Raw genomic sequence first — 12511 nt, forward strand, 5'->3', positions numbered from 1 at the left:
ACAGGATCAGCGGACGAACAGCATCTCCTGGTAGGTGGGCAGCGGCCAGGCGTTGTCGTCCACCAGGGTCTCCAGACCGTCGACGGCCTCGCGGATCTTGTGCATCAGGGGCAGGAGGGTGTCCGCACAGTGGCGCATGTGGGCGACTGCACCGTGGGGCGGGGCCGACAGGGCGGACTCGAGGGCCACGCAGTTCGCCAGCAGTTCCTGATTGAGGGTGGCGATCCGCCCGGCCATGGCGCGATCGGGAGGAAGTCCGAGATCCTCCTGGTAGCGCAGGGAATTGGCCAGGTTGCCGAGGTACTCCATGACGGCCGGATACACCTGGGTGCGGGCGATCTTCAAGGCCACCTTCGCCTCGACTTCGACGGCGAGCACATACTGCTCGGCGTACACCTCGAAGCGGCTCTGCAGCTCCACGGGAGTGAGGACACCCGTCCGGCGGAAGAGGTCCTTGACATTGTCACGCTCGAGCACGAGCAGCGCATCAGCGGTGGTGGGCAGGTTTTCCAGCCCCCTCTCGTTCACGGCCATCTGGTGCCACTCGCTGGAGTAGCCATCACCGCCGAAGACGACATTGCCATGCTTCTCCATGATCGTCTTGAGCACAGCGGAGGCGGCTGACTCAAGCGATTCCCCAGCCCCCATCTTCGCCTCCATTTCATCGCAGATGTACTGGAGGGAATCCGCGAGAATCGTGTTCATCGCCACGAGCGGACCAGCGACCGACTGGTTGGAGCCCACGGCCCTGAATTCGAAACGGTTGCCGGTGAAGGCGAAGGGGGAGGTGCGGTTCCGGTCGCCTGGATCCTTGGGAAATTCGGGCAGGGTGTCAACACCCAGTTGCATCAATCCACCGTGATCGGTGCTACCGAGATTGCCGTTCTTGATCATCGTGTAAACCTCCTCCAGCTGACTGCCGAGGTACACCGAGATGATCGCCGGAGGAGCTTCGTTGGCCCCGAGGCGGTGATCATTGCCGGCCGTGGCCACCACAGCACGCAGCAGCGGTCCATAGAGGTGGACACCGCGAATCACGGCTCCGCAGAACAGCAGGAACTGCATGTTCTCCTCTGGGCTGCTGCCTGGGTCGAGCAGATTGCCCTGGGTGGCATTGCCCACCGACCAGTTGACGTGCTTGCCGGAGCCGTTGATTCCCTCGAACGGCTTCTCATGCAGCAGGCAGTTCATGCCATGCTTCCGCGCCGTGTTCTTCAGCAGCGTCATGGTGAGCTGCTGGTGATCGGTGGCCACGTTGGCCGCCTCGAAGAAGGGAGCGATCTCGAACTGACCGGGCGCCACCTCGTTATGGCGGGTCTTGGCAGGGATGCCCAGCTTGTACATCTGCTGCTCCACGTCCTGCATGAACACCTGAACCCGCCGGGGGATGGCCCCGAAGTAGTGGTCGTCGAACTGCTGGCCCTTGGGGGAGGGGCTGCCGAAGAGGGTGCGACCGGCCAGCAGCAGGTCGGAGCGCAGACTCACGAAGGCACTGTCGACCAGGAAGTATTCCTGCTCGGCACCACAGCTGGAGTTCACCGGAGCCACGTCGGTGTTGCCGAGCATCTTGAGCAGACGCTGGGCCTGTTTGTTCATGGCCGCGTTGGAGCGCAGCAGCGGCGTTTTCTTGTCGAGAGCTTCACCGGTCCACGACACGAAGACCGTCGGGATGCATAGAGTGACGCCATTGGGCGTGCTCATCAGGAACGCCGGGCTGGTGATATCCCAGGCGGTGTAGCCACGTGCCTCAAAGGTGGAGCGGATGCCACCGTTGGGGAAGGAGGAGCCGTCCGGTTCGCCCTGCACCAGCACCTTGCCGGTGAATTCGCAGATGGCGGAGCCGTCGCTCTGGGTGGAGATGAAGCCGTCGTGCTTCTCGGCGGTGGAGTTGGTGAGGGGGTAGAAGACGTGGGCGTAGTAGAGAGCACCGCGACTGACCGCCCAGTCCTTCATGGCCTGGGCCACCACATTGGCCACGGAGACATCAAGCTTGCCTCCCTCCTTGATGGTGGTCTGAACAGATTTGAAGATGTCCTTGGGAAGGGACGACTTCATTTTGGAGAGGTTGAAGACATCGCTGGCCCACATTTCCTCCAGTGATCCGGGGGGGGATGTGATCGTCTCAGGACGATCCTGGGTGCGCTGAATGGCGGCGAGGCGCTGGGGGCTGGGCATGTCAGACCATCTGTCTGGCAGACATCCAAATAGGCGGGGTGCCCTCGGGATGAAGCCGTTGCTACAGATGAGCAGCACGAAACCGGCACCGGAAGCACCGATCAGCCATCCCGCCGACGCTCGCAGCCGCTGACGGCTTCGCCACCATGGGACAGACTGGAGTTGTCCCCAGCCCGGTCCCCATGATCCGCTACTACCTCCTGCTGCCGGGACCCCAGGGAGGGGAGCCGACTCTGGGCCGGATGCTGGATGACCGAAGCGAAGCCTGCTTCGACGCAAGCACCACGCCCCCGGCCTGGCAGGGTTGCACCAACCAGATTCAGCGCCGTCTCCACGCCCACGACAAGATCGCCGAAATCAGCCAGGTCAGAGCCCAGGCCTGGAAACCCGCCGCCTTCGATTGATCAGCGATGGCGGTATCCGGCGGGGGAGGCACGCCTCGCAGTGAACGCCCCTGGGGTTGGTTCGAAACCCTGGCCACTGCCAGGGGCTACCTGATCAAGCGGCTGTGGCTGTTCCCCTCCAGCCGCATCAGTCTTCAGCGTCACCACCATCGCAGCGAACACTGGGTGGTTGTCGAAGGGGATGGCGTCCTGGAATGCGAGGGAGGGCAGCTGAGCGCATCTCCTGGCGTCACCCTGACGATTCCCACCCGGGCCATCCACCGGGCCAGCGCAGGTGACCACGGGCTGGTGATCGTGGAGATCCAGCGAGGCGACGACCTGAGCGACGACGACATCGAGCGTTTCGCCGACGACTACGGACGAGTGGGCTGACCCACAGACCGCTTCGTTGGCATGTGGGCAACGGCTCGGTCGGGTGTTACCATGAATCTTCACCCTTTGATTAAGGGCAAGGCAGTCTTTTTTCAGGCCCTGTGGCCGCGAGATACGGGTACCTGCCGGCCTGCGTTGAAGGAACTCCCAGGCCAAGGCCCCCATCAACTCATCGTGACCCAGTTCAACGCAGGCGAGAGCTTTGCGTGCTCCATCGACCTGAGCGCCCATCCCGCCCAAGCCCCCATCCCACCCATCGCGAGCGATCCCATCACTTCCAATCAACCCAGCTGTGTCGACCTGAGTGCCCTCGAAGGGCAGCCGTCAGCCGCCGAGACCACGGCGGTCGAGTCGACCCTGATCGGCCCGATTGACCAGCCCGGCGAAGCCACTCAGGACGCTCCCGCCGGAGCCTTCGCCGCGTTTGGCCTGGGGGCTGAGATCCTCGCCGCCGTGGCGGATTGCGGCTACAGCGATCCCTCTCCCATTCAGAAGGCCGCCATTCCCGAGCTGATGCTCGGCCGCGACCTGGTGGGCCAGGCTCAGACCGGCACCGGCAAGACGGCCGCCTTCGCTCTGCCCCTGCTGGCGCGCCTCGATCCCCAGCAGCGCACACCGCAGGTGCTGGTGCTGACCCCCACCCGTGAACTGGCTCTTCAGGTGGCTGAAGCCTTCAACGGCTATGCCGCCAAGCTCCCCCAGGTGCGTGTGCTGCCGATCTACGGCGGTGCCGATTTCCGCGACCAGATCGTTCGCCTCAAGCGCGGCGTGCAGATCGTGGTGGGGACCCCGGGCAGGGTGATGGACCACATGCGCCAGGGCACTCTCGACCTCTCCGGACTGCGCTGTCTGGTGCTTGATGAAGCAGACGAGATGCTGCGCATGGGCTTCATCGATGATGTCGAGTGGGTGCTTGAACAACTCCCCGAGAAGCGGCAGGTGGTGCTCTTCTCCGCCACCATGCCTTCGGAGATCCGCCGGCTCTCGCGCAAGTACCTGAAGGACCCCGCTGAGGTCACCATCCAGCAGAAGGGTGCTGAGAACAGCACCATCCGCCAGCGTCACCTGGTGGTGCACGGCGCCCAGAAACTGGAGGCCCTCACCCGTGTGCTGGAAGCGGAGAGCAGCGAGGGAGTGATCATCTTCGCCCGCACCAAGGCGATCACTCTCACCGTCTCCGAAGCCCTGGAACAGCAGGGTTACGACGTGGCCGTGCTCAACGGTGACGTTCCCCAGAACCAGCGGGAGCGCACGGTTGAGCGGCTGCGCAGCGGACAGGTGAACGTGCTCGTGGCCACCGACGTCGCCGCCCGGGGGCTGGATGTGGACCGGATCACCCTGGTGATCAACTACGACATCCCCTTCGACAGCGAGGCGTATGTCCACCGCATCGGCCGCACCGGCCGGGCGGGCCGCCAGGGGGACGCGATCCTCTTCCTCACGCCCCGGGAGCGCCGTTTCCTGGGTGGTCTGGAGCGCGCTGTCGGCAAGGCCATCACACCGATGGAGGTGCCCACCAACGCCGACATCAATCAAAGCCGGCTGGATCGCCTGCGCGAGCGCCTCACCGCCCTGGTGGCAACCCCCCGCTCTGACGATCAGGAACTGGCCCTGCTCAGCGAAATCCTGCAGCGGGTGGGCAGCGAGATCAGCGCCAGCCCCGAGCAACTGGCCCTGGCCGCGCTGCAACTGGCTGTGGGCGACCGCCCCTTGCTGGTTCAGGGGGCTGAAACCTGGCGCCAGCCCACCACCGCCGGCCGGGACCGTCAGCGCAGCGGCGACGACGACCGCCGCGGTGATCGCCGCTCACCCTCCCGCACTGGCGGCGGCGGGCGCCTGGACGCCTCCGCTCCCCCGGATGCCGACATGGAGCGTTTCCGGATCGAGGTGGGCTGGCAGGACCGGGTCAAGCCCGGAAACATTGTCGGAGCGATCGCCAACGAAGCCGGTCTGAACGGCCGCAGCATCGGCCGCATCCAGATCTTCGACACGCACAGCACCGTCGATCTTCCCAGTGGGATGCCCGAGGATGTCTTCAACGCCCTGCGGCGGCTGCGGGTGATGAACAAAGAGCTTCAGATCACCCGCCACCACTCCTGACCCAGCCCAATACGTCGATCCGGCGTTCCTGTTGCCACTTCATGTCACTGCTCTCCACCACCGAGGCCAAAGGTCAGCGCACTCCTGCCAATCCAATGGGAGTGATGCTGCGTCTGGCCACCGTCGCCCTGGCAGGCCTCGCTGATCTGACTCTTGCGGGAGCCGTCGAAGCCGAGACTCAGCTCAAAGCGTCCGCCAGCACCAGCCAGAGGGATGAGCAGGTGAGCAAGTTCTGTCTGGCCACCGTGAGCGCGGCCTTCCAGGCTGCGCGCAAGGTGCCCCCGCCTGGGCTTGGCACCTTCGCCTGCTCCTGCTTCGTGGATCAGGTCAACCAGGGCGCTGGACTGGACGTGGCCCAGAGCACCTGCCGCCAGCGCACCATGGCCCGCTACAGCCTCTGAGCGCTGAGCTCTGTCAACGATCAGGCACACATGCCGGTGACATCATCGGTGTGCATCACGCTGACCTGCCGCAGGGACAGACTCTCGATGGCGGTGATCAGGCCGAGTTGAGCCTCCGATGTCTCGCAGAGCACCAGAGTCTGCAGAAGATCGAATCGATCCTGTGGGGCGAGCTCGCCGTCCTCACACCAATCGAGGCTCCAGGGAACAGGGGCAACCATTGCTTCGGGATCAGTACGTCTTGGTTTCATGACATTGGGCCATCCCTCCCGGCCGGGCTCCGTTCCTTGGATTTGCTTCCAATCCGCTTCACGCTTCGCCATGCAGCCCTGAAGGCCCAGCCTGACCGGGCAACAAAGAGGCAGCAGAAGCGCTGAACCGTGTCGCAGAGCACAGCGCTGCCAGGAAGGCACCATCTCCCGCAGGACACCCTGTATCATGGGCGGCGATTCAAGGATTCACGGCTCCCATCGATCCGCTCCAAAGGACCCGCTCCAGACGGGCAGTCCTTGAGGAACCCAAAGCATTCACGAATCAGTTCCAGATTCCCTTCAAGGAATGACCATTTACGTAGGCAATCTCTCCTTCCAGGCCGAACGGGAGGATCTGCTCGATCTTTTTGGCCAGTACGGTGAAGTCCGTCAATGCAGTCTGCCGCTTGATCGCGAAACCGGCCGCAAACGCGGCTTCGCTTTCGTTGAACTGGCCGACGACGCCTCAGAGCAGAAAGCGATCGACGACCTCCAGGATGTGGAGTGGATGGGTCGCATGATCCGGGTCAACAAGGCCAGCCCCCGCGAACGTGGCGGCGGTGGTCCACGGGGCGGTGGTGGCGGCTACGGCGGTGGCGGCGGCGGTGGCGGTGGCGGTCGCTGGTGAGTCCTGATCGTCATCACGCCTGAACAAGCCCCGCAATAAAGCATCCTCCGCCCCTGAGGGGCCCCGCCCGACAGGGGCGGGGCCCCTTTAATGGCTTCCGGCCCCTCCGGCCGATGCCCAGCAGCCTGACGTCATGGCCCATCCGCGCGCGCGCACCCCGATCAGCCGCCTGCTGGAGGCCTTGAGACCCCACCGCCGGCTCGTCTGGCTGGCCTCGAGCTGCTCGGTTCTCAACAAACTGTTCGATCTGGCCCCACCGGTGCTGATCGGCCTGGCCGTGGATGTGGTGGTGCGTCAGCAGACCTCCTGGCTGGCGGAGTTGGGGCTCAGGACCGTCCCCGCCCAGCTCACGGCCCTGGCGGTGGCCTCGTTTGTGATCTGGAGTGCCGAATCCCTGTTCGAATACCTCTACGGGGTGCTCTGGCGCAACCTGGCCCAGACCATGCAGCACGAGCTCAGGCTTGAGGCCTATGACCATCTGCAGAAGCTGGAGATGGCCTTCTTCGAGGCCGGAAGCAGCGGCCGGCTGATGGCCATCCTCAACGACGACATCAATCAGCTCGAGCGTTTTCTCGACCACGGCGCCAACGAACTGCTGCAGCTGACCACCACCGTGCTGGCGGTCGGTGGAGTGATGGCGGCCATCTCTCCCGGAGTGGCCGGAGTGGCCTTTCTGCCCATCCCGGTGATTCTCTGGGGCTCGATCCTGTTCCAGAAACGGCTGGCTCCTCGCTACCGCGATGTGCGTGAGCGGGCCGGCGATCTCAACAGCAGCCTGTCGAACAACCTCGGCGGGATGCTCACGATCAAGAGTTATGCCGCCGAGGCCTGGGAGCTGGAGCGAATCCGCCACCAGAGTGAGGCCTACAGAACCACCAACCAGCGCGCCATTCGTCTGTCAGCGGCCTTCATACCCCTGATCCGTTTTGCCATCCTCTTCGCCTTCCTGGCGATTCTGGTGATCGGCGGACTGCAGGCCTGGCGCGGCACGATCGCCGTGGGCTCCTACAGCTTTCTCGTCTTCATCACTCAGCGTCTGCTCTGGCCCCTCACCACCCTTGGTCGCACCCTCGATGACTACCAGCGGGCCATGGCCTCGAGCAACCGGGTCCTGGATCTGCTGGATACACCGATCGCCATCCCCGGGGGCGACAGGCCCCTGCCCCTCGCCAGCGTCCGCGGTGCCATCGAGTTCCGCTCGGTGAGTTTCGGCTACACCGGCCGGGAGCCCCTGCTGGTCGACTTCTCTCTGTCGGTTCCGGCCGGACACACTGTGGGCATCGTGGGGGCCACCGGCTCCGGCAAGAGCACCCTGGTGAAATTGCTGCTGCGGCTCTATGCCGTCCAGGACGGCGAGATCCTGCTGGATGACCAGCCGATCCAGGACCTGCGGCTGGGCGATCTCCGGCATGCCATCGGCCTGGTGAGCCAGGACGTGTTCCTTTTTCACGGCAGCGTGGGCGAGAACATCGCCTACGGGAGTTTTGGCGCCAGCCCGGCCGCAATTGCGCGCGCTGCGCGGCTGGCCGAAGCCAGCGGCTTCATCGAAGCGCTTCCCCAGGGATACGACACCGTGGTCGGGGAGCGGGGGCAGCGGCTCTCAGGGGGCCAACGCCAGCGCATTGCCCTGGCCCGGGCGATTCTCAAGAATCCGCCGGTGCTCATCCTCGATGAAGCCACTGCGGCTGTCGACAACGAAACGGAGGCAGCCATCCAGCGGTCCCTGGAGCTGATCACCGCCGAGCGCACCACCCTGGTGATCGCGCACCGACTCAGCACCGTGCGTCATGCCGATCGGATCGTGGTGATGGAGCACGGCCGGATCGTCGAGCAGGGAGGCCATGACGAGCTGTTGCGCCGCGGAGGCGCCTACGCCCGGCTCTGGCGGGTTCAGGCCGGCCTGCGCGAAGACGAGGCGCTCCTGGCCTGAATGCACCAGCATGGGGTGATGTGATTCCAGGTCCCCAGCGGCGGCGGGCCCTCGCCCATGGCCCAGACATCCGGTCCCTTTGAGCTGCCTCCCCTGGCCCGACAGGAGCTGGTGGAGCTGCCCATCACTTCGCTGCAGCCCACCCAGCTCTGCCTGGGACTGGCGGAAGTGCGCTCCAGGGCCAGTGATTTCGCCAGAGAAACGGCCGCGGAGCGTCGTCGCTACCTGCGCACCCGGCCGGTGCCGGTGGCGGTGAGCAGTGCGGGGGAGCACTGGATGATCGACCGGCACCACCGGCTGAGGGCCCTGATGGAGGTGGATTCCAGCGCCACCGTCTTCTGCTCGGTGGTGCTGGAACTGGTGGGAGCCAGCCGCGCTCACTGTCTCGAGGAACTCAACCGGCGGGGTTGGCTCTACCTGCGTGATGGCGAAGGCCGGGGCCCCCTCCCGCCCGAGCGGCTGCCGACGGACCTGGTCAGCCTGGAGGACGACCCCTTTCGCAGCCTGGTCTGGAAACTGAAGCAGGAGGGCCTGATCCGCCCCCAGCCGCAGGTGCCGTTCCTGGAATTCCACTGGGGCAGCTGGTTGCGTCGCCAGAATCTGCCCAGCTTCGGCTCGATGGACCTCGAACCCGCTCTTGCCGAGGCCCGGCGCCTGGTGCGCGCCCAGGGGGGCCTTGGCGGACCACCCTCCAGCTGAGCGGGTCCAGCCAGGGAAGTGGTACAAACCGGCCCGGGGGGGAGGAGAGCCGCTCGGCCTGGATGAAATAAGGTTTCATGAAGGTGACAAAGGGCCCAACCTTCCCCTGTCGCACAAGCCCATGCCCAGCTCTTCCGGCCCCTCTTCCGCCCGCTGTCCCGTCGTCTTCACGACAGTCGCGGCGCTGTGGTCTTGAAGCGGCAACGTCCCCAGGTTCCCATGACGTCCAGCCAAGGATCCCGCCCCCTGCCCATCGTCCTGGCGATGCTGCTTGGTCTGGGAGGAGGTCTGGCGCTCTCCGGTCCCCTGGCCTCGTTACTGCCCAAGGACTGGGCCTCCCAGACCGCCAGGCTCACCGGTCAACTCAGCAATCCCTTCGCTGCCTGGGGGGACAACGGCCGTGATGTGCTGGTGCTGGGCACCGACGTGGGCGGCGGCAACACCGATGTGATGTTCTCGATCCGCATCGAGAACGGTGTCACCCATGTCACCCAGGTTCCCCGAGACACCTATATCGACTCGGCCCGTTTCGGCGGCATCAAGGCCAACGCCCTCTACGCCTACGGAGGAGCCGAAGCGGTCAAGCAGGAGCTCTCGGAGCGGCTGGGCCGCCCGATCGATCACCACCTGCTCGTGAATCTCGGGGCGATACGCCGCATGGGCGATGTTCTCGGTGGTGTCGAGGTGAACGTGCCCAAGCGCATGTATTACGTCGACAACAGCCAGGGCCTCTACATCGACCTTCAGCCGGGCCTTCAGACCCTCAAGGGTCGCGATCTGGAGGGGTTCCTGCGCTGGCGCCACGATGAGGAAGGGGACATCGGCCGGATCGACCGTCAGAAGCTTGTCCTCACCGCCCTGTTCAGCAAACTGACGCGCCCCGAGAATCTGGTGCGGCTGCCCAGCCTGATCGCAGCGGCCGGCCAGGACCTGAAGACGGACCTGGGGCCGATGGAAATCGGTGGCCTGATCACGGCCATGGCCACCACCCGCTTCGATGCGGAGCGCCTGAGCGGCCGGCCCTTTGATCTCAACGGCATCAGCTACTGGGAGGCCGACTGGCCGCCCCGTGATGTGGAAGCCATCAACGCCACGACGGTCGATGGCGACCACCGCCAGCGCTTCCTCTTCTGAGGCTCAACCCCAGTCAGGACCGGCCTCTGCCGAGGCCCCCGGCAGCCGCTCCAGGGCCGGCCGCTCACCGCACAGGGCTGCCGCCAGCAGCTCGGCCAGGGCCGGCACCAGGGCGAAGGGGCTGCTGAGCCCGGCGAACAACCAGAGGCCAGCGGCCCCAGCCACTGGACCCACCAGCGGCGGTCCACTGCTGCAGAAGCTCACCGGCACCTGCGCGAAGCTGGCCGGCACCTGGCCAAGGCGAGGATCGATCCGCCCCAGGGCCCGCCGCAGCTCCAGCTCCTGAGCCGCAGCCTGGGGTGGGGCGCCGCAGGCGCTGCCTGGCCTGATCAGGCTGCTCTGGCCCAGCAGCAGGCCCTCGCCCCAGGGCGCCAGGCCAGGATCGACGATCCACTCCGGCCGCTGCAAGCGATCCGCCCGTTGCTCGAGACCCTGGCGCCGGGCGACGAGCGGCATGAGGATGTCGTTGGGCTGGATCAGAGCCGAACGGCTCAGCAGCTCGCGGCTCAGCGAAGCATCCTCGAGCCGCAGCACTCCGGCCCAGCTCACCCGCAGGCGATCGGGCAAGGCCGGCCAGAGGGCCCGGCAGCCGGCCCCGGCGGCCAGCACCACCTGCCGGGCCGGCAGAGCGTCGGCCCGCAGGGGACCGCAACGGCCCCGTCGCCGCCGGACTCCGGCCCGCTCCAGGGCTTCTGGCAGAGCCAGCGACAGCCGGCGACTGTCGATGCGGCCGTACCCCAGTCGCAGCACCCTGCGGCCTCCCGAGGCAGGCGAGGGATCCAGCCGTTCCACCTGATCAGGACCCAGATGGCGGGAGGCCAGGGCCTGGACCCCCTCAACGGCAGCCTCGGCAGCCACTTCAGCGTCGCTCCAGTGCAGGCGCAGGGAGCATGGGCTCCAGCCCAGGGGGCCATGGCGCTGCTCCAGCTGCCGCCAGGCCGCCGGGGCTGCGGCCATGAGCGCGTCGAGGGGCCCGGGGGCTCCGGCCCACCAGGGCACACCGCCGTAGCTCAGGCCGGTGGCCGAGCAGCCCTGGCCCGGATCCACCAGCTCCACGGCTGCGCCCCGCTCGGCCAGGGCCAGGGCCACCAGGGAGCCGGCCAGGCCGGCTCCGATGACCAGCACATCAGCCAAACCTCAGATCTGCAGGGTGAATGAGGTGATCACCTGGCGGAACAGGTCCTTCACCTTCGGCCAGCGCAATTCATTGGTGCTCGCCGCCAGGGTGTAGAGGCGACCGCGGTCGACCACCACGGTGGCCAGCTCGTGGCGGTCGCGATCAGCGAGGTGCACCGCGTACTCCAGGTCGTAGAAGGTGTGGCCGCCGTCTTCCCGCTCGCGCGCCTCCACCAGTTCCGCCTCACGGCCGCTGCCCTGGGGGGCGATCACGATGCGGCCCAGCTTCTCGCCCACCGCCACGGCACTGCCCAGAGACTCCAGTTCGTTGGTGGCGTTCACCTCCGAGATCACCAGGCTGAGGGTCTCGTCACTGTTGATCAGATCGTGGAAGACCACCTGGGGGCCATTGCTGACCGCCACCCGGGTCCAGCCGGTGGGATAGAGAAAGGCATAGCGCCCGTCCGGGCTCTGAAAGGAATTCAGGCCGGCCGCCGCCGCGCTGCAACCGCTCAGGCCTCCCAGCAGCAACAGGCTGCCCAGCAGCAGACCGAGCAGGCCCCGGCGCGCCGAAAGAAGCCAGGGGAACGAGGGGCGCTGCGCCATGGGGAACCGAGCAAGCGGGAAGGGTGGGAGATCACACCGGCACCATTGTTGCCGGTGGCCTCGCTCCTAGATTGTCGTCACTTGCGGCGGATTCCTGAGCGGCTTCACCAGGCCCCTGGCGCGGCTGATCGATCAGTTCGAGCGCCTGCCTGGGATCGGTCCGCGCACCGCCCAGCGCCTGGCCCTGCACCTGCTGCGTCAGCCCGAAGACCAGGTGCAGGCCTTCGCCGATGCGCTGACCGCTGCCCGCCGCCAGGTGGGTCAGTGCAGCCGCTGCTTCCATCTTTCGGCCGATCCGCTCTGTGACATCTGCCGGAATGACGAGCGCTGCAATGGCCAGCTCTGTGTGGTGGCCGACTCCCGCGACCTCCTGGCCCTGGAGCGCACCCGCGAATACAAGGGGAATTACCACGTGCTAGGCGGACTGATCTCCCCGATGGATGGGATCGGGCCTGAACTGCTGCAGATCCAGCCCCTGGTGAACCGGGTGGACCGCGAGGCGATGACGGAGGTGATCCTCGCCCTGCCGCCGAGCGTGGAAGGGGACACCACCAGCCTCTACCTGGCCCGGCTGCTGCGGCCGTTCTGCCTGGTGAGCCGCATCGCCTATGGGCTGCCGGTGGGCGGTGAGCTGGAGTATGCCGATGACGTCACCCTGGCGCGCGCTCTCGAGGGCCGGCGCCGGATGGAGTGAG

Annotated in this window: 13 protein-coding genes; 9 read left to right on the top strand and 4 right to left on the bottom strand. The window is 66.2% G+C overall.

Translation table 11 applies throughout. The features are described 5' to 3' along the window. Positions 1 to 6: 6 nt before the first annotated feature. Entirely contained in the window at positions 7 to 2175 is a 2169-nt protein-coding gene (locus I1E95_RS02325) for a glutamine synthetase III (protein WP_197165100.1), read from the bottom strand. 182 nt (positions 2176 to 2357) lie between these two features. On the opposite strand from I1E95_RS02325, the gene I1E95_RS02330 reads away from it, so the two are divergent. The 4 genes from I1E95_RS02330 (at position 2358) to I1E95_RS02345 (ending at position 5452) form a co-directional block, all read left to right on the top strand. Further along, on the top strand, positions 2358 to 2579 hold the full coding sequence (locus I1E95_RS02330) for a hypothetical protein (protein ID WP_231594803.1): 222 nt from the start codon (positions 2358 to 2360) through the stop codon (positions 2577 to 2579). A 6-nt stretch (positions 2580 to 2585) separates the two neighbouring features. Further along, positions 2586 to 2951 carry a phosphomannose isomerase type II C-terminal cupin domain gene (locus tag I1E95_RS02335; RefSeq protein WP_197165104.1) on the top strand — a complete coding sequence of 122 codons (366 nt, stop codon included), beginning with the start codon at positions 2586 to 2588 and terminating at the stop codon, positions 2949 to 2951. A 174-nt stretch (positions 2952 to 3125) separates the two neighbouring features. After that, the gene (locus tag I1E95_RS02340) at positions 3126 to 5051 is read left to right on the top strand and encodes a DEAD/DEAH box helicase (protein ID WP_197165106.1); all 1926 of its coding nucleotides are present in this window, start codon (positions 3126 to 3128) and stop codon (positions 5049 to 5051) included. A gap of 41 nt (positions 5052 to 5092) precedes the next feature. Beyond that, complete coding sequence (locus tag I1E95_RS02345) at positions 5093 to 5452, top strand: hypothetical protein (protein ID WP_197165108.1); 360 nt, start codon at positions 5093 to 5095, stop codon at positions 5450 to 5452. Between the two features lie 20 nt (positions 5453 to 5472). On the opposite strand, the gene I1E95_RS02350 is transcribed toward I1E95_RS02345, so the two are convergent. Next, positions 5473 to 5673: a hypothetical protein gene (locus I1E95_RS02350; RefSeq protein ID WP_197165110.1), complete on the bottom strand. Its 201-nt coding sequence runs from the start codon at positions 5671 to 5673 to the stop codon at positions 5473 to 5475. Positions 5674 to 6010: 337 nt separating this feature from the next. Here I1E95_RS02350 and I1E95_RS02355 point away from each other — a divergent pair, with 337 nt between their 5' ends. The 4 genes from I1E95_RS02355 to I1E95_RS02370 all read left to right on the top strand — a co-directional run bounded on the left by I1E95_RS02355 (position 6011) and on the right by I1E95_RS02370 (position 10094). Further along, complete coding sequence (locus I1E95_RS02355; RefSeq protein WP_197165112.1) at positions 6011 to 6331, top strand: RNA-binding protein; 321 nt, start codon at positions 6011 to 6013, stop codon at positions 6329 to 6331. A 133-nt stretch (positions 6332 to 6464) separates the two neighbouring features. After that, positions 6465 to 8261 (top strand): ABC transporter ATP-binding protein, encoded by a 1797-nt coding sequence (locus I1E95_RS02360; RefSeq protein ID WP_197165114.1) that lies wholly within the window; start codon positions 6465 to 6467, stop codon positions 8259 to 8261. A gap of 57 nt (positions 8262 to 8318) precedes the next feature. Next, positions 8319 to 8960 (top strand): ParB/Srx family N-terminal domain-containing protein, encoded by a 642-nt coding sequence (locus tag I1E95_RS02365; protein WP_197165116.1) that lies wholly within the window; start codon positions 8319 to 8321, stop codon positions 8958 to 8960. 219 nt (positions 8961 to 9179) lie between these two features. Then, on the top strand, positions 9180 to 10094 hold the full coding sequence (locus I1E95_RS02370) for an LCP family protein (RefSeq protein WP_197165118.1): 915 nt from the start codon (positions 9180 to 9182) through the stop codon (positions 10092 to 10094). A 3-nt stretch (positions 10095 to 10097) separates the two neighbouring features. Here I1E95_RS02370 and I1E95_RS02375 read toward each other — a convergent pair whose 3' ends face one another. Then, on the bottom strand, positions 10098 to 11219 hold the full coding sequence (locus I1E95_RS02375; protein WP_231595022.1) for an FAD-dependent oxidoreductase: 1122 nt from the start codon (positions 11217 to 11219) through the stop codon (positions 10098 to 10100). A gap of 12 nt (positions 11220 to 11231) precedes the next feature. Continuing rightward, on the bottom strand, positions 11232 to 11816 hold the full coding sequence (psbP, locus tag I1E95_RS02380) for a photosystem II reaction center PsbP (RefSeq protein ID WP_197165122.1): 585 nt from the start codon (positions 11814 to 11816) through the stop codon (positions 11232 to 11234). A 124-nt stretch (positions 11817 to 11940) separates the two neighbouring features. Between psbP and recR the strand changes: the two genes are divergently transcribed. After that, a complete protein-coding gene (gene recR / locus I1E95_RS02385; protein ID WP_231595023.1) occupies positions 11941 to 12510 on the top strand; it encodes a recombination mediator RecR in 570 nt (189 codons plus the stop codon). The last annotated feature ends 1 nt before the right edge of the window (position 12511 follow it).

Source organism: Synechococcus sp. CBW1107 (assembly GCF_015841355.1).
In the GTDB taxonomy this organism is placed as follows: domain Bacteria; phylum Cyanobacteriota; class Cyanobacteriia; order PCC-6307; family Cyanobiaceae; genus Regnicoccus_A.

Excerpts from the sequence above, each read along its gene's own strand:
- I1E95_RS02325 (WP_197165100.1), bottom strand. The coding sequence starts at position 2,175 with ATGCCCAGCCCCCAGCGCCTCGCCGCCATTCAGCGCACCCAGGATCGT.
- I1E95_RS02330 (WP_231594803.1), top strand. The coding sequence starts at position 2,358 with ATGATCCGCTACTACCTCCTGCTGCCGGGACCCCAGGGAGGGGAGCCG.
- I1E95_RS02335 (WP_197165104.1), top strand. The coding sequence starts at position 2,586 with ATGGCGGTATCCGGCGGGGGAGGCACGCCTCGCAGTGAACGCCCCTGG.
- I1E95_RS02345 (WP_197165108.1), top strand. The coding sequence starts at position 5,093 with ATGTCACTGCTCTCCACCACCGAGGCCAAAGGTCAGCGCACTCCTGCC.
- I1E95_RS02350 (WP_197165110.1), bottom strand. The coding sequence starts at position 5,673 with ATGGTTGCCCCTGTTCCCTGGAGCCTCGATTGGTGTGAGGACGGCGAG.
- I1E95_RS02355 (WP_197165112.1), top strand. The coding sequence starts at position 6,011 with ATGACCATTTACGTAGGCAATCTCTCCTTCCAGGCCGAACGGGAGGAT.
- I1E95_RS02360 (WP_197165114.1), top strand. The coding sequence starts at position 6,465 with ATGGCCCATCCGCGCGCGCGCACCCCGATCAGCCGCCTGCTGGAGGCC.
- I1E95_RS02365 (WP_197165116.1), top strand. The coding sequence starts at position 8,319 with ATGGCCCAGACATCCGGTCCCTTTGAGCTGCCTCCCCTGGCCCGACAG.
- I1E95_RS02370 (WP_197165118.1), top strand. The coding sequence starts at position 9,180 with ATGACGTCCAGCCAAGGATCCCGCCCCCTGCCCATCGTCCTGGCGATG.
- psbP (WP_197165122.1), bottom strand. The coding sequence starts at position 11,816 with ATGGCGCAGCGCCCCTCGTTCCCCTGGCTTCTTTCGGCGCGCCGGGGC.